This is a genomic window from Paenibacillus rhizolycopersici (genome assembly GCF_014947195.2).
GTDB classification, from domain to species: domain Bacteria; phylum Bacillota; class Bacilli; order Paenibacillales; family Paenibacillaceae; genus Fontibacillus; species Fontibacillus rhizolycopersici.
In genome coordinates, this window is the sequence record NZ_JADCNN020000024.1 from 1 (window position 1) to 23,092 (window position 23,092).

At 49.4% G+C, this 23,092-nt stretch carries 38 protein-coding genes; 2 read left to right on the forward strand and 36 right to left on the reverse strand.

Features of this window, described 5'->3' with window-relative positions; translation table 11 throughout:
• Positions 1-187 precede the first annotated feature (187 nt).
• Both IM700_RS19460 and IM700_RS19465 read right to left on the reverse strand, forming a co-directional pair.
• The gene (locus IM700_RS19460; RefSeq protein WP_059040349.1) at positions 188-418 is read right to left on the reverse strand and encodes a hypothetical protein; all 231 of its coding nucleotides are present in this window, start codon (positions 416-418) and stop codon (positions 188-190) included.
• 84 nt (positions 419-502) lie between these two features.
• Positions 503-1,123, reverse strand: a complete 621-nt coding sequence (locus IM700_RS19465) for a stage II sporulation protein M (protein ID WP_193418704.1) — start codon at positions 1,121-1,123, stop codon at positions 503-505.
• A gap of 126 nt (positions 1,124-1,249) precedes the next feature.
• On the opposite strand from IM700_RS19465, the gene pdaB reads away from it, so the two are divergent.
• On the forward strand, positions 1,250-2,059 hold the full coding sequence (gene pdaB / locus IM700_RS19470; RefSeq protein ID WP_193418702.1) for a polysaccharide deacetylase family sporulation protein PdaB: 810 nt from the start codon (positions 1,250-1,252) through the stop codon (positions 2,057-2,059).
• A gap of 21 nt (positions 2,060-2,080) precedes the next feature.
• On the opposite strand, the gene IM700_RS19475 is transcribed toward pdaB, so the two are convergent.
• Entirely contained in the window at positions 2,081-2,689 is a 609-nt protein-coding gene (locus IM700_RS19475; RefSeq protein ID WP_193418700.1) for a KinB-signaling pathway activation protein, read from the reverse strand.
• Positions 2,690-2,827: 138 nt separating this feature from the next.
• Between IM700_RS19475 and gerD the strand changes: the two genes are divergently transcribed.
• A complete protein-coding gene (gerD, locus tag IM700_RS19480) occupies positions 2,828-3,634 on the forward strand; it encodes a spore germination lipoprotein GerD (RefSeq protein ID WP_155608400.1) in 807 nt (268 codons plus the stop codon).
• A gap of 39 nt (positions 3,635-3,673) precedes the next feature.
• On the opposite strand, the gene IM700_RS19485 is transcribed toward gerD, so the two are convergent.
• The 33 genes from IM700_RS19485 to rpsC all read right to left on the reverse strand — a co-directional run bounded on the left by IM700_RS19485 (position 3,674) and on the right by rpsC (position 23,088).
• Positions 3,674-4,789, reverse strand: a complete 1,116-nt coding sequence (locus tag IM700_RS19485) for an Mrp/NBP35 family ATP-binding protein (RefSeq protein WP_193418698.1) — start codon at positions 4,787-4,789, stop codon at positions 3,674-3,676.
• A 64-nt stretch (positions 4,790-4,853) separates the two neighbouring features.
• On the reverse strand, positions 4,854-5,624 hold the full coding sequence (cwlD, locus tag IM700_RS19490) for an N-acetylmuramoyl-L-alanine amidase CwlD (RefSeq protein ID WP_193418696.1): 771 nt from the start codon (positions 5,622-5,624) through the stop codon (positions 4,854-4,856).
• Positions 5,625-5,741: 117 nt separating this feature from the next.
• A complete protein-coding gene (sat, locus tag IM700_RS19495) occupies positions 5,742-6,911 on the reverse strand; it encodes a sulfate adenylyltransferase (protein WP_193418694.1) in 1,170 nt (389 codons plus the stop codon).
• A 42-nt stretch (positions 6,912-6,953) separates the two neighbouring features.
• Positions 6,954-7,646 carry a phosphoadenylyl-sulfate reductase gene (locus tag IM700_RS19500; RefSeq protein ID WP_193418692.1) on the reverse strand — a complete coding sequence of 231 codons (693 nt, stop codon included), beginning with the start codon at positions 7,644-7,646 and terminating at the stop codon, positions 6,954-6,956.
• A gap of 195 nt (positions 7,647-7,841) precedes the next feature.
• Entirely contained in the window at positions 7,842-8,735 is an 894-nt protein-coding gene (locus tag IM700_RS19505; RefSeq protein ID WP_193418690.1) for an FMN-binding protein, read from the reverse strand.
• A gap of 161 nt (positions 8,736-8,896) precedes the next feature.
• Positions 8,897-9,289, reverse strand: coding sequence for a 30S ribosomal protein S9 (gene rpsI, locus IM700_RS19510; RefSeq protein WP_068783673.1), 393 nt, complete (start codon positions 9,287-9,289; stop codon positions 8,897-8,899).
• 20 nt (positions 9,290-9,309) lie between these two features.
• A complete protein-coding gene (rplM, locus tag IM700_RS19515; RefSeq protein WP_155608393.1) occupies positions 9,310-9,747 on the reverse strand; it encodes a 50S ribosomal protein L13 in 438 nt (145 codons plus the stop codon).
• Between the two features lie 260 nt (positions 9,748-10,007).
• Entirely contained in the window at positions 10,008-10,319 is a 312-nt protein-coding gene (locus IM700_RS19520; RefSeq protein WP_155608392.1) for a TFIIB-type zinc ribbon-containing protein, read from the reverse strand.
• An 87-nt stretch (positions 10,320-10,406) separates the two neighbouring features.
• Complete coding sequence (truA, locus tag IM700_RS19525) at positions 10,407-11,186, reverse strand: tRNA pseudouridine(38-40) synthase TruA (RefSeq protein ID WP_193418688.1); 780 nt, start codon at positions 11,184-11,186, stop codon at positions 10,407-10,409.
• A gap of 107 nt (positions 11,187-11,293) precedes the next feature.
• Complete coding sequence (gene rplQ, locus IM700_RS19530; protein ID WP_059040338.1) at positions 11,294-11,659, reverse strand: 50S ribosomal protein L17; 366 nt, start codon at positions 11,657-11,659, stop codon at positions 11,294-11,296.
• Positions 11,660-11,696: 37 nt separating this feature from the next.
• Entirely contained in the window at positions 11,697-12,641 is a 945-nt protein-coding gene (locus tag IM700_RS19535) for a DNA-directed RNA polymerase subunit alpha (protein WP_059040337.1), read from the reverse strand.
• A gap of 132 nt (positions 12,642-12,773) precedes the next feature.
• Positions 12,774-13,169, reverse strand: a complete 396-nt coding sequence (gene rpsK, locus IM700_RS19540; protein ID WP_018753969.1) for a 30S ribosomal protein S11 — start codon at positions 13,167-13,169, stop codon at positions 12,774-12,776.
• Between the two features lie 19 nt (positions 13,170-13,188).
• The gene (gene rpsM, locus IM700_RS19545; protein WP_036712625.1) at positions 13,189-13,557 is read right to left on the reverse strand and encodes a 30S ribosomal protein S13; all 369 of its coding nucleotides are present in this window, start codon (positions 13,555-13,557) and stop codon (positions 13,189-13,191) included.
• A 21-nt stretch (positions 13,558-13,578) separates the two neighbouring features.
• Positions 13,579-13,692, reverse strand: a complete 114-nt coding sequence (gene rpmJ / locus IM700_RS19550; protein WP_003333770.1) for a 50S ribosomal protein L36 — start codon at positions 13,690-13,692, stop codon at positions 13,579-13,581.
• A gap of 163 nt (positions 13,693-13,855) precedes the next feature.
• Positions 13,856-14,071 carry a translation initiation factor IF-1 gene (gene infA / locus IM700_RS19555; protein WP_193418686.1) on the reverse strand — a complete coding sequence of 72 codons (216 nt, stop codon included), beginning with the start codon at positions 14,069-14,071 and terminating at the stop codon, positions 13,856-13,858.
• 2 nt (positions 14,072-14,073) lie between these two features.
• Positions 14,074-14,388, reverse strand: coding sequence for a KOW domain-containing RNA-binding protein (locus tag IM700_RS19560; RefSeq protein ID WP_155608389.1), 315 nt, complete (start codon positions 14,386-14,388; stop codon positions 14,074-14,076).
• Between the two features lie 3 nt (positions 14,389-14,391).
• The gene (gene map, locus IM700_RS19565) at positions 14,392-15,144 is read right to left on the reverse strand and encodes a type I methionyl aminopeptidase (protein WP_059040334.1); all 753 of its coding nucleotides are present in this window, start codon (positions 15,142-15,144) and stop codon (positions 14,392-14,394) included.
• Positions 15,145-15,149: 5 nt separating this feature from the next.
• Entirely contained in the window at positions 15,150-15,794 is a 645-nt protein-coding gene (locus IM700_RS19570) for an adenylate kinase (RefSeq protein ID WP_193418685.1), read from the reverse strand.
• Positions 15,795-15,891: 97 nt separating this feature from the next.
• Positions 15,892-17,190 carry a preprotein translocase subunit SecY gene (gene secY, locus IM700_RS19575; protein WP_155608387.1) on the reverse strand — a complete coding sequence of 433 codons (1,299 nt, stop codon included), beginning with the start codon at positions 17,188-17,190 and terminating at the stop codon, positions 15,892-15,894.
• The gene (gene rplO / locus IM700_RS19580; RefSeq protein WP_059040331.1) at positions 17,190-17,630 is read right to left on the reverse strand and encodes a 50S ribosomal protein L15; all 441 of its coding nucleotides are present in this window, start codon (positions 17,628-17,630) and stop codon (positions 17,190-17,192) included. The genes secY and rplO overlap by 1 nt, the downstream gene beginning before the upstream one ends.
• Positions 17,631-17,682: 52 nt before the next feature.
• Positions 17,683-17,868 carry a 50S ribosomal protein L30 gene (gene rpmD / locus IM700_RS19585; protein WP_155608386.1) on the reverse strand — a complete coding sequence of 62 codons (186 nt, stop codon included), beginning with the start codon at positions 17,866-17,868 and terminating at the stop codon, positions 17,683-17,685.
• A 12-nt stretch (positions 17,869-17,880) separates the two neighbouring features.
• Positions 17,881-18,378, reverse strand: a complete 498-nt coding sequence (gene rpsE / locus IM700_RS19590) for a 30S ribosomal protein S5 (protein ID WP_009226655.1) — start codon at positions 18,376-18,378, stop codon at positions 17,881-17,883.
• A 28-nt stretch (positions 18,379-18,406) separates the two neighbouring features.
• Entirely contained in the window at positions 18,407-18,775 is a 369-nt protein-coding gene (gene rplR, locus IM700_RS19595; RefSeq protein ID WP_155608385.1) for a 50S ribosomal protein L18, read from the reverse strand.
• An 84-nt stretch (positions 18,776-18,859) separates the two neighbouring features.
• On the reverse strand, positions 18,860-19,402 hold the full coding sequence (gene rplF, locus IM700_RS19600; protein ID WP_155608384.1) for a 50S ribosomal protein L6: 543 nt from the start codon (positions 19,400-19,402) through the stop codon (positions 18,860-18,862).
• Between the two features lie 30 nt (positions 19,403-19,432).
• The gene (rpsH, locus tag IM700_RS19605) at positions 19,433-19,831 is read right to left on the reverse strand and encodes a 30S ribosomal protein S8 (RefSeq protein WP_128630038.1); all 399 of its coding nucleotides are present in this window, start codon (positions 19,829-19,831) and stop codon (positions 19,433-19,435) included.
• Between the two features lie 31 nt (positions 19,832-19,862).
• On the reverse strand, positions 19,863-20,048 hold the full coding sequence (locus IM700_RS19610; protein ID WP_009226651.1) for a type Z 30S ribosomal protein S14: 186 nt from the start codon (positions 20,046-20,048) through the stop codon (positions 19,863-19,865).
• Between the two features lie 42 nt (positions 20,049-20,090).
• Complete coding sequence (rplE, locus tag IM700_RS19615) at positions 20,091-20,633, reverse strand: 50S ribosomal protein L5 (protein WP_155608383.1); 543 nt, start codon at positions 20,631-20,633, stop codon at positions 20,091-20,093.
• A 33-nt stretch (positions 20,634-20,666) separates the two neighbouring features.
• On the reverse strand, positions 20,667-21,020 hold the full coding sequence (rplX, locus tag IM700_RS19620; RefSeq protein ID WP_009226649.1) for a 50S ribosomal protein L24: 354 nt from the start codon (positions 21,018-21,020) through the stop codon (positions 20,667-20,669).
• A 52-nt stretch (positions 21,021-21,072) separates the two neighbouring features.
• Positions 21,073-21,441 (reverse strand): 50S ribosomal protein L14, encoded by a 369-nt coding sequence (rplN, locus tag IM700_RS19625; RefSeq protein WP_009226648.1) that lies wholly within the window; start codon positions 21,439-21,441, stop codon positions 21,073-21,075.
• Positions 21,442-21,477: 36 nt separating this feature from the next.
• Entirely contained in the window at positions 21,478-21,741 is a 264-nt protein-coding gene (gene rpsQ / locus IM700_RS19630) for a 30S ribosomal protein S17 (RefSeq protein WP_036619522.1), read from the reverse strand.
• Positions 21,742-21,792: 51 nt separating this feature from the next.
• Entirely contained in the window at positions 21,793-21,993 is a 201-nt protein-coding gene (gene rpmC, locus IM700_RS19635; protein ID WP_018753986.1) for a 50S ribosomal protein L29, read from the reverse strand.
• Positions 21,983-22,417, reverse strand: coding sequence for a 50S ribosomal protein L16 (rplP, locus tag IM700_RS19640; RefSeq protein WP_059040326.1), 435 nt, complete (start codon positions 22,415-22,417; stop codon positions 21,983-21,985). Before rplP ends, rpmC begins: the two co-directional genes overlap by 11 nt.
• Before the next feature lie 2 nt (positions 22,418-22,419).
• Positions 22,420-23,088, reverse strand: a complete 669-nt coding sequence (rpsC, locus tag IM700_RS19645; protein ID WP_193418684.1) for a 30S ribosomal protein S3 — start codon at positions 23,086-23,088, stop codon at positions 22,420-22,422.
• Between the last annotated feature and the right edge of the window lie 4 nt (positions 23,089-23,092).

Here is a 23,092-nt window from a genome sequence, read left to right on the forward strand (position 1 = left end):
CTTTCGTTCATCGCTGCGTTTCAGCGGCGACTTTTATAATATATCACAGTCGGCAAGCTTTTTGCAAGAGGTTCTACCAAACTTTTTTCTTACCAATGTCTTCCTGCCTTCTGCAGCTTGTCCCCCAAAACTGGGACGAATGCTAATTTACCATAAGGACGGTCCCGCCGTCAACCCCAAACTTGGCCTATTCTCTAGCTTGCGGGAAACGAGCGCGGCGGGCGTATTTCGATAATTCCTTGGAGGGTGCAAATCGGGCATACATACGGAAGATCGTTTTGTACCGATTGGCGATGGCATGCCGGATATCCTGATCCAGCCGGGTATCGCTCATATCCAATAGCATCTCATCTAGCTCTTTTCGCAGCACATAGTCGAGTTCTTTGCATTCTTTGTCGCTAAACAACATTCCCAGCACGCGCAACACTCCTTATTCAGCCATTGTTATAAGGTATAGGTCCTTCTAAAGACGCTTTAATGTTATGCTCACTTTTTGGGAAAATTATGAATGTTGGGCCAAATAAAAGGTTAACGTACTCTCAATGACCGCGGCGATCAGCAGCATTCCAACGATCCAGATCGCTCCCCGGCCGGCAGAGATCAAAAAGCCCCTCCAGTCGACTGTACATTCAGAAGCGTCTCTGGAGCCGATCTCCCCCAAGCTTTTAAGAATCAGATATCCGAATTGCATCCCGAAGCCGGCTGCGATCAGAATGGCGGGGATTTCGATGACGCCATGAGGAAGCAATCCCCGTACGATCAGATTCAAAACATTTCCTCCATCAGCCCCAGCTGCCGTCACCACAAACCCCAGTACCAAGCCGTTCATCAGCAGGAAGAAAGCCGGCAATATCCCGAAAATGGCCCCCAGCAAAATGACCATAATACTTTTTACCGCATTATTGAAGAAAATAAACAGAAAAAAGTTCAGTTCAGGATGATCGGACTGCGCCAAACTCCGGCTAATCTCGCCAAGCCGCTCGATGTCAGGCATAACCCAACGGGTGATCAGATCCACATTTCCTGCTCCCAGCGCCACTCCTGCTGCAAAAATGAGAATCGAAAGAAGCATTGCCCTCTTATATTTGCGTAAATCACTTCCAAATCCACGGATCGAAAACATCGCATCAGGTCTCCTTCAAATATGTAATCGACGTAAAGCGTCATAAAGCTTTGGAACAAGCATACATTGGTACAAGCGGATCAGTTCAAGATCATTCATTCTGATGACGAGAGGGGCTTACTGTTCATGAACAACTTCTTCTATGTCCTTAACGGGAAGAAAATCAAACGCTTTTTCTTTGTTTTCGCCGCGGCCCTCTTTGCTGCCGGCGTCATTTACGTGGAACAAGGGCAGGTTACGGTGTTTTCCGAGGAAAGCGCCCCGTCGGCCATTTATAGCGTGTCCACGAACAAAAAAGTCATAGCCCTCACCTTCGATATCAGTTGGGGCGATACGCGGGCCGAGCCGATTCTCAAAGTGTTAAAGGAGAAGAACGTGCAAAAAGCGACCTTCTTCCTATCTTCCCCCTGGAGCAAGACCCATCCGGAAATCGTTAAGGCGATTCAGCAGCAAGGCTTTGAAATCGGAAGCCACGGGCATAAACACACGAATTACAGCAGCCTGAGCGATGAGGAAATATCCCGGCAAATTTCCACAGCCCACACGATTCTGACCGAAGTGACCGGCCAAGCTCCCAAGCTGCTGCGGCTTCCCAACGGCGACTTCGACAAGCGCGTGCTAAAGATCGCCGCAAATCAAGGCTATAAGGTCATTCAGTGGGATACCGACTCCCAGGATTGGATGAATAAAGGCGTGCAGACCATCGTCGATCGCGTCGTAAAAAAAGCTCATCCGGGAGACATCGTTCTCCTGCATGCCAGCGATTCGGTCAAGCAGACGCAGGAGGCGCTGCCGATTATCATTGACGAGCTGCGCAAGCAAGGCTATGAATTCGTAACCGTAACGGATCTGCTACAGGAAGCCAGCGTGCAGGGCAATGAAGTTCGCGACCAAGCCTGGCTTCAGGAGCAATTGGAATACGCCGCCGGGTGGTAATTGGCAGCAAAAAAGCCCAGTCTAGGCTGGGCTTTTTTGGGTTTTCGAATTTCCCGAACTCAGAACTCGCTGTAAAATCAAAATTTGATAAGCATTGCAAGCGATTAAAGGCGCAACAATCCAAGCAGTCGCGGAATTAACGCCAATTTTCAATACGCCAACGGTCTCAACAATCGTTACGGCAATCATGAAGAACAGTGTGGGAATCCAGGCGGTTGCATTCGTCAACTTCGCCTTATAAAAGGCGGTACCGGCAGCCACAATAAGAAGAATGATGCCTAATACGAGGTCGAATACCCCCTCTTGTTCGCCGCCTACAAAAATCCGGAAGAACATCAGCTCCAGCAGCGCCAAGGCGGTCAAAACCAACTGTATGTATTGCCACGTTCTTTTGGAAAAAACGCCATTCCCCATATAATTGATCATTAAATATGCGAAAAAGCCCATCTGGGAATATACGCTTACCATGACGCCGACGCCCAACAAGATCCCGACATTCACCAAAATATCAGTTAGGCCCTTGTATTGCAGCGTATCCGTCCATTGCAACAGCAAACCGACGATTAGCGATCCCGCCGCCCCAACGGCCAAGGTGGTCCCAAATAAATAAAGCCATTTTTTTAAGTTCAAGCCCCTTACACCTCCACTAACGAAATATTTTACCAACGATCCCGGTAAAAAACCATTGTTTTTAAGCTTTTCGTTGGGATATTTCCGTTTTTAAGCCGCATACTAACTTCAGCAATGATGATAAGGAGGAAGGGAACCATGAAATGGCGGGGTACCCGTTGGATTTTATGCTTCTTATGCACATTTACTCTTCCGCTAGCCGCTTGCGGTTCTGAACAAAGCTCCTCCTCCTCTTCCCAAGGTGGAGGATATAAGGAAACGAAATCCATGGTCATCGATATCCTTAAGACAGATGAAGGTAAAAAGGCCATTTATGAGGCGCTAAGCACTCCCCCAAGCAGCAGTGAAAGCGGCAGCAGCGGCGGTGAGAGTGGCGGCGGCTCCGAATCGGGCTCCGATTCCGGGTCCGGCTCGGGCGGTTCCGGTGGAAGCGGTGGAAGCGGCGGCGGAACGTTTGGGGTAAAAATGATTCTTCCGTCCCAAACTTCCAACGAAGTCCGCATGGCGGTCAAGGAAACCATCACCTCACCGGAATATAAGAAGGAAATCGAGAAGATCATGACCGATCCGCAGTTTGCCGGAGACTTTGCTAAAGCGGTTAACTCGCAAAGCAAGGAGCTCCATATGCAATTGATCAAGGATCCGACGTATCAAAAATCCGTCAGCGATATTCTGAAATCGCCGGAAGTCATGAAGATGTTCCTTGATTTAACCAAAACGCCGGATTATCGCAAGCAATCGATGACCGTGATGCAGGAAGCAATGCAAAGTCCCTTGTTCAAGATGGAAGTCCTTGAGCTGTTAAAGACCGTCGTTCAAGAGCAACTGCAACCGAAGGTAGAAAAAGAGCCGAAACAAAATGAAGGTGGCGGTTCTAGCGATGACGGCGGAGAAGGCGGCCAAAGTAAAGATGGCGGCAATAGTGGTGGCGGCGGAGGTTCCTAACCTGAAGCCCATCACAAAAAAAGACTGGCCCGTAATGGGTCAGTCTTTTTCGCATATAAGGGTAATGCGCTGAGCCAGTTCATCGTACAGCCGGCCGACGGAGGAGTCTGATTTATACACGGATGGAGAAAAATCCGGTTCCGACGGATGGTTGTCCGGCGCTCCGAGTGGAATTTGCGCCAGCAGTTCCGTATGCAGAGACTCCGCCAATCGAGCGCCCCCGCCGCGGCCGAAGATATAATCCTTATCGCCGCATTTGGAGCATTCGTAGTAGGCCATATTTTCGACGACGCCCAGCACTTCATGCTCGGTACGCAGGGCCATCGTCCCTGCCCGAGCGGCGACGAATGCTGCCGTAGCATGCGGCGTCGTTACGATGATCTCCCGGCTCTGCGGAATCATCTGGTGTACATCCAGGGCAATGTCGCCCGTGCCCGGCGGGAAATCAAGCAGCAAATAATCCAGCTCACCCCACCGGACGTCGCTGAAGAATTGCCGGAGCATCTTGCCAAGCATCGGTCCGCGCCATATCACGGGGTTATTGTCCTGGATAAAGAAGCCCATCGACATCACTTTGACCCCAAACCGTTCGACCGGTACAATTTCACCATCCTCGATAAGCGGCGCTTCCTCAATCCCCATCATGTCAGGGACGCTAAAGCCGTAAATGTCGGCGTCTATCAATCCGACCTTCTTGCCTTGCCGCGCCAGAGCCACTGCCAAATTGACCGTGACCGTCGATTTGCCAACCCCGCCCTTGCCGCTGGCTATGGCTATAAATTGAACGCCGGACCTCGGATCAAGAATCGGCAGCTGTTCCAATCCGGCCCCATGACCTTTTAGTTCTTCCCGCTCGCTTTGAGCCGGTTCAGATGGATGGCGGGCCGAGCTGAATGCGGCCTCCCTCTCCTGTTCCGATGCTTCACGGAAACGGAGATGAACCTCCCCCACGCCTGCTTCGGATAAGCGAAAGCGGATGTCTCTTTCTGCTTCGGCCTGCGCTTCGCTGCCTTTCTCAAAGCCGACAACCGTTAACGATACGCGGCCTTCCTTGATCATGATGTCGCGAATCCACTGCAATTCCACCAGGCTGAGACCCGTGGTTGGTTCGGCTACAGGGCGCAATGCCGCCTGAAGCTGCTCCTTCGTTATCACTGACAGCACCTCGACTTCATCAGATAATTAACTTAGCTGGTCCATTATGAGGTATATTATATCATTACCTGACATCGTCTGCCGGGGTTTGTACTTTTTCGCCGGAATAATATCGCAGGATCCCCTGATAAATTGAGGCGGCTACTTTTCGCTGGTACGTTTCGCTGCCGAGCAATTCCGCTTCCCCCGGATTGGACAAGAAACCAACCTCCACCAGCACGGAAGGAATATGTACCGCTTCAAGCAGATACACCTTCTTGTCCGAACGATTGGCGACCCGATCGGTGTTTTCAAGATTCCGCCTTAACTCTTCTTGTACGAGGGCGGCCAAATTAGCGCTATCTTCGTGATTGGGGTAGTAGAAAGTTTGCGCGCCCCTCCAGCGCGGCGAAGGGATGCTGTTCATGTGGATGCTCACAAGCAGATCGGCCTGCCGCTCCTCGATGAAGCGGACGCGGGTTTTCAAATCCTCTGTCTTCCGTTTGCTGTAGCCCTTCGTGTCCCCTCCCGCCAGGTCTTTGTCCTCCTCGCGCGTCATAACGACAACCGCACCGGCCTGCTGCAAATAGTCGCGCAGGTATAAGGAGACCGCTAAATTGATATCTTTCTCAATCAGCCCCTGTTTGCTGCTGGCTCCGCCGTCCGGCCCGCCGTGGCCCGCATCCAGAGCGATAATCTGACCCGCCAACGGCAGACTCCAGTAATTCCATGCTTTCTGCGACGGCACGTGGTAGAAAGCCATCCCGAGGATCATGGCAGCAAGGCCGACGCCGATCAGCGCTATTTTGATGTGGTTCAGGGAAATCCATAACGTCACCTTATCTCGATCGCGCATAAAAAAAGCCACCTTTCTCCTTCATGACATTACTCATGATATGGGACAAGGTGGACAAATATGACTCTTGGAGGCCCTTTAGGCGGTTTGAACTTGCACTTAAAGCCAGATGCGCGTTTAGTTGTGGACCTGCTGCTTCATCCCGTCAATCAGGACCTCGGCAACCTCGGGCCGGGTAAATTCAGGCGGCGGGCAGATCCCATCACGCAGCAATCCGCGAACCTTCGTACCGGATAAGGTCAAATGATCTTCTTTCGGATGCGGGCAAGTTTTGCTGGAAGCCATATTCCCGCACTTCGTGCAGAAGAAGCTATGTTCAAAGAATAGGGGAGAGATCCCCAACTCCTCGGGAGTGAAATTCGAGAAAATTTCCTGTGCCTCATACGTGCCATAGTAATCGCCAACACCCGCATGATCTCGGCCAACGATAAAATGGGTGCACCCGTAGTTTTTGCGTACCATTGCATGAAAAATCGCTTCACGCGGTCCGGCATAGCGCATTGCTGCAGGGAAAACGCCCAGAAACGTACGGTCTGCGGGGTAATAGTTATCTAGTAGGGTCAAATAGCTCTTCATCCGGACATCCGCAGGTACGTCATCCGATTTGGTTTCACCCACTAGCGGATTAAGAAATAAGGCATCCACGATTTCCATTGCACTTTTCTGGATATATTCGTGAGCCCGATGAACCGGATTCCGAGTCTGAAAACCAACGACGGTCTTCCACCCCTTCTCGGCAAAAATACGACGCGTCTCGGCTGGATCGAAATAAAACTCCTTGAAGCGTACCGGTTCTGGACGATTTAACACCTGAACAGAGCCACCGACATAGTATGGGGAGCGCTCAAGCAGTTTCTTAACCCCAGGATGCTCGGAATCATCGGTTTTGAATACTTTCCGCGCTTCCTCCGCCTGATCAACATGATATACGCTGCCAATTTCCAAAAGACCGTAGATGACCCCGTCCTGTTCCCCAACCAAGGCAACCTGCTCTCCGATCTCTAGGCCTTCCGCCTGCTCACGGGCGACGGAGAGGGTGATCGGGATGCTCCAGACCGTTCCGTTCGCTAGCCGCATGCGGTCGACAACGGATCGATAATCTTCTTCGTTCATAAATCCAGTTAATGGCGAAAAAGCACCTACCCCAATGAGGTCGAGGTCGGATATGGCCCAGTTACTGATCGGAATAGCCGGAAGTCCCTTAGCTGTCTCCAAGAGATGATCCCGTTGCTCTCCAGTAACCAGTCGATGTACTAAGCTTCCGCCATGTGGTAATATTGTCGTCACCCGTATCTCCTCCACTTTTGAAATCTTCCGAATCCGTCCGTTTTATTTATGCAGGCCACATTCCGTCTTCTCCGTACCGGACCAGCGTCCCGCACGAGGGTCTTCGCCAGGCATTACCTGACGCGTACAATATTCACAGCCAATGCTGGGATAATTGCGGTCATGCAAAGGATTATAAATGAGCTCATGTTCACGAATATAATTCCATACGTCATCGGATGTCCAATGCGCGATTGGATTAAACTTGACCAGTCCGAACTTGGCATCGTATTCGATTTTCTTCGCATTCGCTCGAGTTGGGGCCTGATCGCGGCGAATCCCTGTAATCCAGGCCTCATAGCGCCCCAAAACCCGTGTCAGCGGTTCAACCTTACGTACATTACAGCAGGCGTTTGGATCCGACTTCCACAGTTCCTCCCCATACTGGGCCGCCTGTTCCTCCGGCGTCAGTCTCGGCGATACCCGAACGAATTCCAGCCCGTATTTGGCAGCAATCGCATCCCTTGTCTCATAAGTTTCTTTAAAATGAAAGTCCGTGTCCAAGTAAAAAATGTCGGTGGATGGGCTGATTTGTTGCAGCATATCCACCAGAACGACATCCTCAGCGCCAAAGCTGCAGGCAAAGGTGATATTCGGAAACGTTTCAACCGCCCAGGCGATGATTTCTTGGGGTGTGGATGACTCGAACTCGTCGGCCTTGGCCGCAATCAACTGCTCTTTTTCCAATAGATTCACTTTCCTCAGACCTCCCGCATTAAGCTAAACATGGTAAATCAAAACATTATTCCAACTAATCTGATTAGAATTATATTTTTAAGTATATGTCATTCGTCTTATAAGTCAATACTAAAAAAACCAAAATGAAAAAAAGACCTAACCTCTCCATAGAGAAGCCAGGTCACTAGTTATCCTATTAGTCGTCCTATCCAATTATTCTTCGATTTTGATCGCTTTTAACTCCGTGTCGCCGACTTCGGCCATGTCGTCCAATGCGTATTCTACAAGCGCAGAAAAGTTATTGGAGGATGTAGTTGCTCCAGCAATGGCGTCAACGTCGCCGATCAATTGCTTCTCGACAAGTTGTTTCTCAAGCTCTTCGGTGTATTTCGCTGGATAGGTTCCCGATTTAGGTTCCATAGCGGCTTTATAATCTGCGTCTTCGGTTTTCAGCTTGCCTTCCTCATTCACGTAGTCAAAAGCAACGGAATCGACCTTGTGGTCCTTGATGGTCAGCTCTAGCTGCGGTTTCCAGCCATGGTCGTCAAACGCATCGGCCTCAACCTTGTAGGTGCCATCTTCGTACAGATTAACGATCGCATCACTGGTATCACCCGTCTTGGCATGTTCCAAAGCGGCAGCAGCCAGCTCGTTGAAGTTTCTGGAAGAGTGCGTAGCACCCGTCACGGCATCTACCTTCGCTGCATCTTGAACCTCAATCAGTTTGCCTCCGAGTTGATCGAAGGCTTCCCGCGGTGTCATTTTATTAGCTGCTTTAAATGCACTCGTGTAGTTCTCGTCGTTGGTGCGCAAATCGCCGTTTTCATTCGTATAATCGTAGTAAGCCTTCTCGATCTTGCCGTCCTTCACGGTAACCTCGACATACGCCGTCCAATTCCGGACGTCCTTGCGGTCATAGATCCCTTTGTACGTACCATCTTGATACGTACCGGTGGCCGCCGAGTTATTCGTTGTCGCAGCGGCGTTATTCGAGCCATTGTTGCTTGTCGTTGCATTATTAGCGGCTTCTTTGCTATTTCCTCCGCACGCCGTTAATGCCAGGGCAAGAATAAGGACGGTCCCAACGATTTTCATGCTTTTCTTCAAAATAATTACCCCCACTATCTTGTTGTCATTTCCAAGAAGATGGTAACATGGTTGACAGGTAATGTATGTGAATTATTGCACATTGTTACATCGAGCGCTGATAGCATAAAAAAGCCCTTCTCCGCGTAACGGAAAAGGGCTTTTCGAATGCAAAGTAAAGATTAACGTTTCGAGAACTGAGGAGCACGGCGAGCTGCTTTGAGGCCGTATTTCTTACGTTCTTTCATCCGTGGGTCACGAGTCAGGAATCCTGCTTTCTTCAATGCAGGACGGAATTCCGGATCTGCCTTAAGCAGAGCGCGGGAAATCCCGTGGCGGATTGCGCCGGCTTGACCGGAGATCCCGCCACCATGAGCGATGACGATTACGTCGTAGTTACCGAGCGTTTCCGTCAAAGTCAACGGTTGTTTTACGATCAGCTTCAGCGTTTCCAGACCAAAATATTCGTTGATGTCGCGTTTATTGATGACAATGCGTCCTTCACCCGGTACAAGGCGAACACGTGCTACCGAATGTTTACGACGACCTGTCCCATAGTATTGTACTTGTGCCATGAAACTGTCCTCCCTTTTAATTATCCGCGAAGTTCGTAAACTTCAGGTTTTTGTGCCGCATGTGGATGCTCTGTGCCAGCGTAAGCTTTCAGTCTCAGCTTCATTTTCTCGCCTTGGCGAGTTTTAGGCAGCATGCCGTGAACGGCGGACTCGATTACACGTTCAGGTTTCGTTCTCAGCATATCTTTGGCAACGGTCACTTTCAAACCGCCCGGATGCAGGGAATGACGATAGTACTTTTTGTTATCCATCTTTTTGCCAGTCAAGGCAATTTTCTCCGCGTTAATGACGATAACAAAGTCACCGCCGTCAACATGTGGAGTGAATTGTGGTTTGTGTTTACCGCGGATAAGAGCAGCAGCTTCGCTAGCCAAGCGGCCCAGCGTTTTGCCTTCGGCATCGATAATGTGCCATTTGCGCTCTACTTCGGCTGGCTTCGCCATATAAGTGGTACGCATGTAAAGATCCTCCTTCAAGTTCGTCCGAAATGGTTCATCCTGCTGAAAACGATCTTGCTCTTCGGGTCGCTTGACCTCTCCAGCAGATTTATCTTCGATCGTTTCGTTCATGTTTAGCAAGCTTAAAATCTGATTTGAGCGGTTTTCTCGATTGGGGGCTGTGGGATAGCCATCAAGAAAACACAACTTTTATTTTACAGGAAGCGCAATTAATACGCAAGTCTTTTTTCAGAATATCCCCCAATAATCCGGGAACCTGATCAATCGAACAAATCTCCAAAGATATCCAGCGCCGACTTCTTCTTCTTGGGCTTATAGTGTCCCTGCTGAGGGTATCCTGAAGACGACTTGGGCTTCTCATAATGTCCCGAGTTGCGGTGATCCTCGTATCGATCCTCCCGGTGCTCGTACCACTCGTTAAAAGCCGGTCGGATATCCCGAATTTCGCTCATCAGCTTCTCTAGCTCTCCACGGTCAAGCCATACGCCTTTGCAATCCGGACATACATCGATCAGAACGCCGTCTTTCTCCACTTCTCTCATACGCACATCGTTACATACTGGACATTTCAAGGTAAAACCCTCCTTAGATTCATCGAACTATCTTACTTTTTAAATAAGTTACGGATAGCCGTCTCTAAGGTTTCAGTCTTCACACCTTCACCCCGATATTTCGTCATATTCGACACTCCAGAGCATAAGTCCCTTGCTTTCGGCCGTTGGGCCTGCGGCTTTCCGGTCCTTCGCCTCTAGAATCGTCTTCATGGATACCGGCGTGCGTTTGCCTTCGCCTATTTCAAGTAACGTCCCTACGATGATTCTTACCATATGCTGCAGGAACCCGTTGCCGGTTACGTATAAATGGAGGATTCCCTGGCCCGTTGTGCCTGCTACATTCGCTGATGAATCCACTATCATCCGGGCATCATAAATGGTACGAACATGACTGGCCTTCGTGGAGTGACGCGAAGCAAACGAGGTGTAATCATGGGTTCCAAGCAAGAAAGGCAGACTCTGCTGCATCGCCTCGATGTTCAACTTGCCTGGATGGTGAAACTGATAATTCCGTTGAAATACATCCGTGATTCGGTTGGCATTGATGGTATAGCGGTAGGTCTTACGTTTGGCCGAGCGCCGGGAATGAAAATCCAACGGGACTTCCCGAGCTGTTAATACGCGTATATCGGAAGGGAGCCGCCCGTTTAGCGCCAAACACCAGCGTTCCACAGGAATTTGCGAAGCGGTGTGAAAATGGAACGGTTGTTGCCGGGCATGTACCCCAGCATCCGTTCGCCCGGAACCATGGATCTTCAATTGTTCTCCCGTCAACTGACGGATGGCTTCCTCGATATGATCCTGAACCGTGTTTCCACCCGGCTGGGTTTGAAAACCGAAATAGTTCGTTCCGTCATAGCTGACGGTCATCAGCAAGTTGCGCATCGGTCCCTTCCTTTCTTGTTTGAATCCCAATAAAAAAACTCTCCGAAAGCTTAGCCATAAGGCGAGCCGACAGAGAGTTTTACACGCTAGTTAGGGGATCCCCTGAATTATGCGCGGTCTACCAGTTCCAGGTAAACCATAGGTGCAGCGTCGCCGCGGCGAGGTCCCAGCTTCAGGATACGAGTGTATCCGCCTGGACGGCTGGAATAACGTGTTGCCAGTTCGTTGAACAGCTTTTGGATTGCATCCTGCTCGCCATCGATCGATTCGCGGCGAACATAAGCTGCCACTTGACGACGGGCGTGCAGGTCACCACGTTTTGCTTTGGTGATCAGTTTCTCAGCGATCGAACGAACTTCTTTCGCTTTCGCCTCCGTCGTTTGGATGCGTTCGTATAAGAACAGGTCGGTTACCAGGTCACGGAACAATGCTTTACGCGCGCTGGAATCGCGGCCCAACTTTTGGTATGCCATGAGTTTTCCCTCCTTCGCTAGAACGATTTAAGCTAACTTATTCTTCAGTACGCAATCCCAAACCAAGCTCTTCAAGCTTCTCTTGAACTTCCTCCAAAGATTTACGACCCAGGTTACGCACCTTCATCATATCTTCTTCGGTTTTCGTCGTCAGCTCTTGTACCGTATTAATGCCGGCACGTTTGAGGCAGTTATAGGAACGAACGGAGAGATCAAGCTCTTCAATCGTCATTTCAAGCACTTTTTCTTTCTTGTCTTCTTCCTTTTCGACCATGATTTCCGCGTCTTTCGCTTCGTCCGTTAAACCAACGAACAAGAAGAGATGCTCGGTCAAAATTTTGGCGCCGAGGCTAACCGCTTCTTCAGGTCTGATACTGCCATCGGTCCATACTTCAAGCGTAAGCTTGTCGTAGTTGGTCACTTGGCCAACCCGGGTGTTCTCCACCACGTAATTGACCCGTGTAATCGGGGTATAGATCGAATCGACGGGAATGACACCGATCGGTTGATCATCTCGTTTATTTCGATCTGCCTGAACGTAACCACGACCACGGCCTGCGTAAACGCGCATGTGGAGTCTCGAACCCGGTTCAAGCGTAGCAATATGCAAGTCCGGATTCAAAATTTCCACGTCGCTGTCCGCACGGATATCTCCTGCCGTTACGACTCCTTCGCCTTCTGCATCGATTTCGAGGATTTTTTCCTCATCCGAATGAATTTTCAGCGAGAGAGCCTTCAGGTTCAGAATGATCTCCGTAACGTCTTCCATAACGCCCGGTACGGTCGCGAATTCATGCAGAACTCCATCGATTTGGACCGAGGTTACCGCAGCACCCGGCAGAGAAGAGAGCAAAATCCGGCGAAGCGAGTTGCCCAGTGTGGTGCCATACCCACGTTCAAGTGGTTCTACTACAAATTTCCCATAGGTGCCTTCATCGTTAACTTCTACGGTCTCGATTTTTGGCTTTTCGATTTCTATCACGAAAGTACCCCTCCTTCAAAACGTCGTTCCTTTGAATCTGCCTATTTTGCTGAAGTTTGAAACGTAGTATGCCTAAACAACCATTGTTCCCAATTGACGCTGTTGTTATACCACGGCTTCAGCGCGGCTTCATTAAACGCGGCGGCGTTTTGGAGGACGGCAGCCGTTATGAGGAATTGGAGTAACGTCTTTGATCATGTTGACTTCAAGGCCTGCCGCTTGCAAGGAGCGGATAGCGGCCTCACGGCCAGCACCAGGGCCTTTAACCATAACCTCAACACTCTTCATGCCATGTTCCATCGCAGCTTTGGCAGCAGATTCAGCAGCCATTTGCGCGGCAAACGGAGTCGACTTACGGGAACCTTTAAATCCGAGGCCGCCGGAGCTGGCCCAGGAAATCGCATTACCATGCGGATCCGTAATGGTTACAATCGTATTATTGAAGGTGGAGCGAATATGAGCCACACCAGATTCAATATTTTTCCGGTCACGACGTTTTGTACGTACGACTTTTTTTGGTTTAGCCATTGTCTGTTATCCCCCCTTCTTATTTCTTCTTGTTCGCTACAGTACGACGAGGACCCTTACGAGTACGGGCATTCGTTTTCGTACGTTGTCCACGAACCGGCAAGCCGCGACGATGACGCACTCCGCGGTAGCAGCCAATCTCGATCAAACGTTTAATATTTAAGGAAATTTCACGACGCAGGTCGCCTTCAACCTTGACCGTTTTGTCGATCGTTTCGCGTAGTTTGCTAACCTCATCTTCCGTCAAATCACGAACACGAGTGTCCGGATTGATGCCTGTTGTGCTCAGGATTTTCTGGGAAGTCGTTTTACCGATTCCGAAAATGTAAGTTAAGGCGATCTCAACGCGTTTATCACGTGGCAAATCCACACCAGCTATACGTGCCATTTTACGCTACACCCCCTTCAATTAACCTTGTTTTTGTTTGTGTTTCGGATTTTCGCAAATCACCATGACATTGCCTTTGCGACGAATGACTTTGCATTTTTCGCAAATCGGCTTTACAGAAGGTCTTACCTTCATGCTGATTACCTCCTAAAAGTTTTACAGAAGTAAAACTGGGATCGAAAGCATACGCTTTGTTTTGCGAAGCAAAACTCGAATCGCAGGCATTCTAATCATAAACTACTCTCTGAAACAACTCAACCTGAATATTGTACCACAACTTTACCGTAATTGGTATAGTCTATTTGCGGTAAGTGATCCGGCCTTTCGACAAATCATAAGGCGAAAGCTGAACGACCACTTTGTCCCCCGTCAAAATGCGGATAAAGTGCATCCGCAGCTTACCGGAAACGTGGGCGAGAATTTGATGCCCATTCTCCAGCTCCACTTTGAATGTAGCATTCGGCAATGGTTCAATGACCACGCCTTCGACTTCAATGACATCTTCTTTAGCCACAGTCAGTCTCCTTTCTCTTCAGCCATAGAATCGGCGGAGTTCTGATAAACAAGAACTGCATGCCGCAGTTTCCCGTTTGTCACCCGTCCGCTTTCCTGCAAACTATGAACAACCTCGCTGCTAACTATGGGCAGTAGCTCAAGATGCTGGGCGTTTTTACGTTTGGGTTCATCAAACTTGCGTTTGTTTCCATCCGCGATCCAGACGAATCTGTTGTCTAGAATCCCGACAATCACATAAATCGCCCCGGCATCTCTGCCTTTGAGAACTTTCACCAACTGACCGACCTGCGGCTCCGAGCGTTCTTTCACGTTCATCACCTACGCATTCAGCTTCGTGAAAATTTCCATTCCGTCCGGCGTTACAGCTACCGTGTGCTCAAAATGAGCGCAGAGGGAACCGTCGACCGTGACCACTGTCCAGTTGTCTTCCAGCGTTTTTACATATCGCTTCCCCATGTTAACCATCGGTTCGATCGCCAGGACCATCCCGGGCTTAAGCCGGGGACCCCGGTCAGGCAAACCATAATTCGGAATTTGCGGTTCTTCGTGCAAGCTCGCGCCAATGCCGTGACCGACATATTCCCGAACGACGGAAAAACCGGCAGCTTCGATAAATTGCTGAATCGCATGCGAGATCGTGAACAATCGAACATCCGGTTTAACGAGCTCAAGGCCCGCATACAGAGATCCTTCGGTAACTTCCAAGAGCTTCTTGGCTTCCTCCGAAATTTCGCCCACCGGATAAGTCCACGCCGAGTCCCCATGGAAACCACGATACTCCGCGCCGATATCTAAAGTGATGATATCGCCTTCGTTCAATTTGCGTTTGCCGGGAAATCCGTGTACCAATTCTTCGTTGACCGAAGCGCAAATGCTGTAAGGAAAACCGTTGTAACCTTTAAAGGACGGCACGGCGCCCTGACTGCGAATGTATTTATCGGCGAGTTGATCGAGTTCCCCCGTCGTAATTCCAGGCTCAATCGATTCCGCCATGAGCCTGTGCGTTTCCGCTACGATCCGCCCAGCTTCTCGCATAAAGCCTAGTTCCGTTTCGGATTTACAAATGATCATTACACCTAACCTCGCAGTAGTGACACGATTTCTTTCGAAACCGCATCGATTTCCTGTTCACCATCTACCTGACGCAACAGGCCTTTATCTTCGTAGAACTTCAGAAGCGGTGCGGTTTTGTTGATATATTCGTCCAAACGAGTGCCTACGCTCTCCTCGTTATCATCCGAGCGTTGGAACAACTCGCCGCCGCATTTATCACAAACACCCTCCTGCCCCGGAGGATTAAAGATCACATGATAAGTAGCACCGCAGGATTTGCAAATCCGGCGTCCGGTCAACCGCGCCAGCAGCTTGTTCCGGTCCACTTTCAGGTTGATGACGTGGTCCAGCTTGCGACCCAGGCCTTCAAGCAGCTCTTCCAGCGATTCCGCTTGCGAAAGGGTTCTTGGAAAACCATCCAATAAAAAACCTTTTTCGCAATCGGGCTGCTGCAAGCGTTCGCGAACAATCCCCACTGTCACATCATCAGGTACCAGAAGTCCCTGATCCATATATTCCTTCGCTTTCATCCCCACAGGTGTTCCCTGTTTGATTGCCAGGCGAAATGCGTCGCCAGTAGAGATATGAGGAATACCGAATTCGTTAACAATGACCTCGGCTTGTGTTCCTTTTCCTGCTCCGGGAGGCCCCATGAATAGTAGGTTCATGTTTCTCACTCCCTCCAAGACTTCTCTACAACAAGAAATAGCGCAGTTAGGTGCCAGGCAAGGGCGTTTGCACGTCCCTGTTCCTGGTACCTACCGACTATTTATTGATGAAACCTTTATAGTGACGTTTGATCAATTGGCCTTCGATGGTCTTCATCGTATCCAGCGCAACGCCGATAACGATTAGAATCGAAGTACCGCCAATCAGAACCGTACGCGGCAGTCCTGCCAAAGCCCCCAAAGCCATAGGAAGGATGGAGATTGCGGCTAGGAAAATAGCGCCGGTCATCGTCAGACGGGTCAATACCCGAGTAAGATAGGTTTCCGTCGTTTTACCCGGACGGATCCCTGGAATATATCCACCGTTTTTCTTCATGTTCTCAGCCATCTGCTGCGGATTCATCTGTACGAACGTATAGAAGAACGTGAAGCCGACGATCATGACCACATAAAGCACCATCCCGAGCGGACGGTTGGTAGACAAGTTGTTGCTGATCCATTGCGCCCAAGTGTGCGTCGACCAGAAGCTGGCGATAACCACTGGGAATTGCAGCAAGGAAACGGCGAAAATGACCGGAATCACGCCGGCAGCATTGATTTTGAGCGGAATATGGGTATTCTGCCCGCCATACATTTTATTGCCGACTACGCGTTTAGCGTATTGTACCGGAATTTTCCGAATCGCTTGTTGGATGTAAATGACGCCGATCACGATCAATACGCAGACGAGGATAATCGCAATGGACTTCACCACGTTGATAAACGCTTGACCTTCAACAATAAACTCGGATTGAGCAATTGTCGTGATATGCGATGGGATCGTTGCGACAATCCCGGCGAAGATGATGAGCGAAATCCCGTTGCCGATCCCTCTTTCGGTAATCTGCTCACCTAACCACATCAGGAACGATGTACCTGCCGTTAACACGATTGCAATGACCAGATAGTCACCAAACGTTGCGTTTGGCACCATTTCCGTACCATACAACCGGTTAAAGCCAATCGATGTGGCGAAAGCCTGAATCACGGCCAAAATGACAGTACCGTAACGAGTCACTTGAGCCATTTTTTTCTTGCCGTGTTCCCCTTGTTTGGCCCATTCCGCAAATTTCGGAATGACGTCCATCGACAAGAGTTGCACGATGATGGAAGCCGTGATATAAGGCATAATCCCGAGGGCGAAAATAGAGAAGTTCTTCAGGGCGCCGCCCGAGAAGGTGTTCAAGAACCCTAACAAGTCGCTGCCTGCCGTGTTCGTCGCCTCGAAGACGTCTTTATTAACGCCCGGAACCGGAACGAAAGAACCGATCCGGTAAATGAGGAAAATAAACAACGTAAACAAAATGCGGTTGCGAAGGTCTTGAACATGCCATATGTTCTTAATGGTTTTAAACATTAGATCACCTCGGTTTTACCGCCGGCAGCCTCGATTTTCTCTACCGCAGATTGGGAGAACTTATTCGCTTTAACTGTCAACTTGACAGTAACTTCACCGTTGCCGAGAATCTTGATGCCGCTTTTCGCGTCTTTCACGATTCCTTGTTCAAACAACAGTTCAGGAGTCACTTCCGTATCCGCCGCAAAGTTGTTCAAATCTTCGATGTTAACAATCGCATACTCTTTCCGCGTCGGATTGATGAACCCGCGTTTTGGCAAGCGACGATACAGCGGGTTTTGACCGCCTTCGAAGCCTGGACGCACACCACCGCCAGAACGAGCGTTTTGACCTTTGTGACCGCGAGTAGATGTTTTACCCATGCCGCTACCTGTACCGCGGCCGACGCGTTTGCGTTCTTGGCGGGAGCCAGGAGCTGGGGAAAGCTCATGTAACTTCATCGTTCGTTGCACCTCCTTATTTATTGTTGGCACTTAAAAACTTACGATATCCTTAGGCTTCGATTTCTTTAACCGATACCAGATGGCTCACTTGATTAACCATGCCACGAATGGCTGGGTTATCGTTGTGAACAACGGATTGGTTGATTTTGCGAAGACCCAATGTTTTCACGGTAGTACGTTGGTTCTCCGGACGACCGATCAAACTACGCACGAGGGTAATTTGCAGTTTAGCCATGAGATTCCCTCCTTAACCGAGAAGTTCTTCGACGGTTTTACCGCGCAATTTCGCAACATCCTCAGCGCGTTTCAGACGGGACAAGCCCTCCAAAGTCGCGTTGACCATGTTGATGGAATTCGAAGAACCCAAGGATTTAGTTAAAATGTCGCCTACGCCTGCCAGCTCGAGAACCGCACGAACCGGACCGCCAGCGATAACCCCGGTACCTTCGGACGCCGGTTTCAGAAGAACGCGGCCAGCTCCGAAATGCCCGATTACTTGGTGAGGGATCGTTGTGCCTACGAGCGGAACATGCACAAGGTTTTTCTTCGCATCTTCGATGCCTTTGCGGATCGCGTCAGGCACTTCGCCTGCTTTACCGATCCCGGCGCCAACCCAACCTTTGCCGTCGCCGACAACCACGAGCGCGCTGAAGCTAAAACGGCGTCCGCCTTTAACTACTTTAGCTACGCGGTTAATGTTTACAACTCTTTCTGTCAGTTCTAAAGTGTTCGGATCTACACGCAAGTCGTTAACCTCCTTTTAGTGATTATTTTTAGAATTCCAGGCCTGCTTCGCGGGCTGCGTCAGCCAGTGCCTGAATCCGTCCATGGTACAAGTATCCTCCGCGGTCAAACACAATGTTTTTGACCCCTTTTTCTTGAGCGCGTTTAGCGATCAATTCGCCAACTTTGCGAGCGGACTCCACGTTGCCTCCGTTGCCGATCGAACTGCTCAGCTCTTTATCAACCGTCGATGCGCTAGCCAGCGTTACGCCTGCTACGTCGTCGATCAATTGTACGTAGATATGTTTGGAAGAACGGTATACGTTCAGTCTTGGACGAGCTGCCGTTCCTTGGACTTTTCTACGCACACGCAGATGTCTTTTCAGACGTGCTTTATTCTTATCACCTTTTGTAATCATGACTTCCATTTCACTCCCTTCGGTTTACCACTATCGGACATTTCATTTCAAGACGCCAGAAGGACAGGCGCGTTAAGAAGAAACTTATTTCTTCTTACCGGCTTTACCTTCCTTACGAATGATGCGTTCACCTTCATACTTGATCCCTTTGCCTTTGTATGGCTCAGGTGCGCGGACGGAACGAATTTTAGCAGCGTATTCGCCTACGCGCTCTTTATTGATCCCTTTAACGATGATCTTCGTATTCGAAGGTACTTCAAATTCGATGCCCGCTTCCGGGGTGATTTCCACCGGGTGGGAGTAGCCTACGTTCAAAACCAGTTTGTTGCCGGACAAGCTTGCGCGATAACCGACACCAACCAGCTCGAGCGTTTTGGAGAAGCCTTCCGTTACCCCGTTGACCATGTTGCTCACGACGGAGCGAGTCGTGCCATGCAGAGAACGATGCAGCTTATTATCAGAAGGACGTTCAACGGTAATCACGTTGCTGTCAACCGATACCTTGATGTCCTTATGAAGCTCACGAGTCAAAGTGCCTTTTGGCCCTTTTACCGTAATGACGCTATTATCAAGTGTGATATCCACACCACTTGGTACTGTAATTGGTTTGCGACCAATACGAGACATTTATTGCACCTCCTTGTTATAAGACGTTAATTACCAAACGTAGCAGACAACTTCGCCGCCGGCTTTGGACTGGCGAGCTTCCTTGTCAGTCATGACACCTTTGGAAGTGGAGATAATCGCGATACCCAAGCCGCCGAGGACACGAGGAACTTCGTTACTTTTCGTGTACACGCGAAGGCCTGGTTTACTGATTCTCTTAAGTCCAGAGATGACGCGTTCGTTGTTCGGGCCGTATTTCAGGAAAATACGGATGATCCCTTGTTTGTTATCATCGATATATTCAGCGTCACGGATGAAACCTTCACGCTTCAGGATTTCAGCGATTTGTTTCTTGATCGTGGACGCAGGCAGTTCAACCGTCTCGTGACGCACCGTATTGGCGTTACGAATACGAGTAAGCATATCTGCAATTGGATCTGACATAGTCATACGTGTAAACCTCCTTCCCGTTGTTGATTAATTACCAGCTTGCTTTTTTCACGCCAGGAATCTGGCCTTTATAAGCTAATTCACGGAAGCAAATTCTGCAAATCTTGTACTTTTGCAATACCGAATGTGGGCGACCACAACGTTCACAACGGGTATAAGCCCGAACTTTGAATTTAGGTGTACGTTGTTGTTTAACTTTCATCGAAGTTTTAGCCACTTAGCCTGACACCTCCTAAATAGTTTCGGAGAAAATGGACTTTTACTTAGCAAACGGCATGCCGAGTTGCGTCAAGAGCTCGCGGGATTCTTCGTCGGTTTTCGCCGTCGTTACGATGACGATATCCATACCACGCACTTTATCCACTTGATCGTATTCGATCTCTGGGAAAATCAGTTGCTCTTTCAGGCCCAGCGTATAGTTGCCGCGACCGTCGAATGCTTTCGTCGATACGCCGTGGAAGTCACGGACACGCGGAAGCGTTACATTAAACAGTTTGTCGAGGAAATGGTACATGCGGTCACCGCGAAGGGTTACTTTCACGCCGATCGGCATGTTCTCACGCAGTTTGAAACCGGCGATGGATTTCTTCGCACGGGTGATAACCGGCTTTTGACCAGCGATCAACTGCATATCGTTTACTGCGGAATCAAGCACTTTGGAGTTCGCTACAGCGTCACCAACACCCATGTTGATAACGACTTTCTCGATCTTCGGTACTTGCATTACCGTTGTATAGTTGAATTTTTGAACCAAAGCAGGTGTTACTTCGTTCAAAAAGCGTTCTTTCATTCTTGCTGCCATGAATCATGGACCTCCTTTCTTAACGTTACTGGATTAGTCGATTACTTCTCCGGATCTCTTCGCTACGCGAACCTTCTTGCCGTTGTCCAATACTTTGTAACCGATACGGGTTACCTTTCCGCTCTTCGGATCAACATGCATTACGTTCGAAACGTGAATCGGAGCTTCTTTCTCGATAATGCCGCCTTGTGGATTCAGTTGATTTGGTTTTTGATGTTTCTTAACCATGTTCACGCCTTCCACAAGAACGCGGTTTTCGCGAGGATAAGCGGCGATGACGCGGCCTTTTTTGCCTTTGTCTTTACCGGAAATCACGATGACCGTGTCGTCCTTTTTGACGTGCAGCTTATTGTTATGAGATTCAAGAATCTTCTTCAGTCTAGGCACTTGGTTTACACCTCCTGTTAAATCGGGCTCCCCGTTTGTTTATGGGGTGATCTTAGATAACTTCCGGAGCCAAGGAAACGATCTTCATAAAGTCTTTGTCGCGAAGTTCGCGAGCGACAGGTCCGAAGATACGCGTTCCGCGTGGGCTCTTATCTTCTTTAACAACAACCGCTGCGTTCTCATCGAATGCAATGTAGGAACCGTCTTTACGACGAACCGAACGTTTCGTACGAACGACAACCGCTCTGACTACATCACCTTTTTTGACAACGCCGCCTGGTGTTGCTTGTTTGACGGAACAAACGATCAGATCTCCGATTTGTGCTGTACGACGACCCGTACCACCCAAAACGCGGATACACATCAGTTCCTTCGCGCCGGAGTTGTCAGCAACCTGCAAACGTGTAAATGGTTGAATCATGGATATTTCCTCCTTTCGGTCTAAGCTACCGTGCTATTAAATGATAACCGCTTCTTCAACGACTTCAACGAGTCTCCAGCGTTTGTCTTTGGACAACGGACGAGTTTCGGCGATTTTGACGGTATCTCCGATTTTCGCGGTGTTGTTCTCGTCATGCGCTTTAAACTTCTTCGTATATTTAATACGTTTGTGGTACAAATCATGCTTTTTGTAGGTTTCTACAGCAACAACGATCGTTTTGTCCATCTTGTCGCTGACGACTTTACCAATTTGCACTTTACGGCTGTTACGTTCGCTCATGGTTAGCCTCCTTCCTGGACTTAGGCGCTTCGCTTACGCATTTAGCGCTTCTTAACTGATAATCCCAAGTTCTCTTTCACGGATAACGGTTTTAGCACGAGCTATTTCCTTACGCACATCGCGGATCCGAGTCGGGTTATCGAGTTGGCCGGTAGCCAACTGAAAACGGAGGTTAAAGAGTTCTTCTTTAAAACCTGCGATTTTTTGTTCGATTTCAGCAGTGGTTAAGTTGCGAAGTTCATTAGCTTTCATTTGCTTCACCACCCAATTCTTCACGTTTCACAAACTTCGTTTTGATCGGCAGTTTGTGGGCGGCAAGACGCATCGCTTCGCGTGCAATTTCCTCCGATACACCGGCAAGCTCAAACATGATTTTGCCCGGTTTCACAACTGCGACCCATTTTTCTACGTTACCTTTACCGCTACCCATCCGGACTTCAAGAGGCTTTTGAGTAATCGGCTTGTCAGGGAAAATCTTAATCCATACTTTACCGCCACGTTTGATGTAACGAGTCATCGCGATACGCGCTGCTTCGATCTGACGGTTCGTGATCCAAGTCGGCTCCAAAGCTTGCAGGCCGTATTCGCCGAAGTTAAGTTCGGTGCCGCCTTTTGCTTGGCCTCTCATATTACCGCGTTGTTGTTTGCGGTGTTTTACGCGTTTAGGTACCAACATGATTAGTTGCCTCCTTCCTGAGCAGCTTGTTGTTTCTTAGCCGTAGGAAGAACCTCTCCACGATAAATCCATACTTTTACGCCGATGCGGCCATAAGTTGTATGCGCTTCTGCCGTACCGTAATCGATGTCGGCGCGGAGCGTATGAAGTGGAACAGTTCCTTCACTGTAGCCTTCCGTACGAGCAATTTCAGCACCGCCGAGACGACCGCTGACTGCCGTTTTAATCCCTTTAGCTCCTGAACGCATCGTTCTTTGAATCGCTTGTTTCAGCGCACGACGGAAAGAAACGCGACGTTCCAATTGTTGTGCGATGCTTTCAGCAACCAAGATTGCGTCAAGATCGGGGTGTTTGATTTCGGAAATGTTAATGTGAACTTTTTTACCGCCTGCGATTTTCGTAATTGCTCCGCGCAGGTTTTCTACTTCCGAACCGCCTTTACCGATAACCATACCCGGCTTGGCTGTGTGAATCGTAACGTTCACACGATTTGCCGCTCTCTCGATCTCAATCCGAGATACCGCGGAGTCTTTCAGTTTATTTTTCAGGTGCTCACGAATTTTTACGTCTTCCAGCAAGAGATCACCAAAATCTTTGCCTGCGTACCATTTGGATTCCCAATCACGGATAATCCCTACTCGTAATCCGACCGGATTTACCTTTTGGCCCACACGT

Coding starts and splice junctions, on each gene's coding strand:
- rpmD (WP_155608386.1), bottom strand. CDS start 17,868: ATGGCTAAACTGCAAATTACCCTCGTGCGTAGTTTGATCGGTCGTCCG.
- rpmJ (WP_003333770.1), bottom strand. CDS start 13,692: ATGAAGGTAAGACCTTCTGTAAAGCCGATTTGCGAAAAATGCAAAGTC.
- rplR (WP_155608385.1), bottom strand. CDS start 18,775: ATGATTACAAAAGGTGATAAGAATAAAGCACGTCTGAAAAGACATCTG.
- rpsQ (WP_036619522.1), bottom strand. CDS start 21,741: ATGAGCGAACGTAACAGCCGTAAAGTGCAAATTGGTAAAGTCGTCAGC.
- rplQ (WP_059040338.1), bottom strand. CDS start 11,659: ATGGCATACCAAAAGTTGGGCCGCGATTCCAGCGCGCGTAAAGCATTG.
- map (WP_059040334.1), bottom strand. CDS start 15,144: ATGATCATTTGTAAATCCGAAACGGAACTAGGCTTTATGCGAGAAGCT.
- rplF (WP_155608384.1), bottom strand. CDS start 19,402: ATGTCTCGTATTGGTCGCAAACCAATTACAGTACCAAGTGGTGTGGAT.
- cwlD (WP_193418696.1), bottom strand. CDS start 5,624: ATGCGCGATCGAGATAAGGTGACGTTATGGATTTCCCTGAACCACATC.
- rplO (WP_059040331.1), bottom strand. CDS start 17,630: ATGAAGTTACATGAGCTTTCCCCAGCTCCTGGCTCCCGCCAAGAACGC.
- rplM (WP_155608393.1), bottom strand. CDS start 9,747: ATGCGTACCACTTATATGGCGAAGCCAGCCGAAGTAGAGCGCAAATGG.
- rpmC (WP_018753986.1), bottom strand. CDS start 21,993: ATGAAAGCTAATGAACTTCGCAACTTAACCACTGCTGAAATCGAACAA.
- pdaB (WP_193418702.1), top strand. CDS start 1,250: ATGAACAACTTCTTCTATGTCCTTAACGGGAAGAAAATCAAACGCTTT.
- rplE (WP_155608383.1), bottom strand. CDS start 20,633: ATGGCAGCAAGAATGAAAGAACGCTTTTTGAACGAAGTAACACCTGCT.
- rplN (WP_009226648.1), bottom strand. CDS start 21,441: ATGATTCAACCATTTACACGTTTGCAGGTTGCTGACAACTCCGGCGCG.
- rplP (WP_059040326.1), bottom strand. CDS start 22,417: ATGTTGGTACCTAAACGCGTAAAACACCGCAAACAACAACGCGGTAAT.
- IM700_RS19560 (WP_155608389.1), bottom strand. CDS start 14,388: ATGAACGTGAAAGAACGCTCGGAGCCGCAGGTCGGTCAGTTGGTGAAA.
- IM700_RS19570 (WP_193418685.1), bottom strand. CDS start 15,794: ATGAACCTACTATTCATGGGGCCTCCCGGAGCAGGAAAAGGAACACAA.
- gerD (WP_155608400.1), top strand. CDS start 2,828: ATGAAATGGCGGGGTACCCGTTGGATTTTATGCTTCTTATGCACATTT.
- rpsM (WP_036712625.1), bottom strand. CDS start 13,557: ATGGCACGTATAGCTGGTGTGGATTTGCCACGTGATAAACGCGTTGAG.
- secY (WP_155608387.1), bottom strand. CDS start 17,190: ATGTTTAAAACCATTAAGAACATATGGCATGTTCAAGACCTTCGCAAC.
- truA (WP_193418688.1), bottom strand. CDS start 11,186: ATGCGCAACTTGCTGATGACCGTCAGCTATGACGGAACGAACTATTTC.
- rpsK (WP_018753969.1), bottom strand. CDS start 13,169: ATGGCTAAACCAAAAAAAGTCGTACGTACAAAACGTCGTGACCGGAAA.
- IM700_RS19465 (WP_193418704.1), bottom strand. CDS start 1,123: ATGTTTTCGATCCGTGGATTTGGAAGTGATTTACGCAAATATAAGAGG.
- rpsI (WP_068783673.1), bottom strand. CDS start 9,289: ATGGCACAAGTACAATACTATGGGACAGGTCGTCGTAAACATTCGGTA.
- rpsH (WP_128630038.1), bottom strand. CDS start 19,831: ATGACTATGTCAGATCCAATTGCAGATATGCTTACTCGTATTCGTAAC.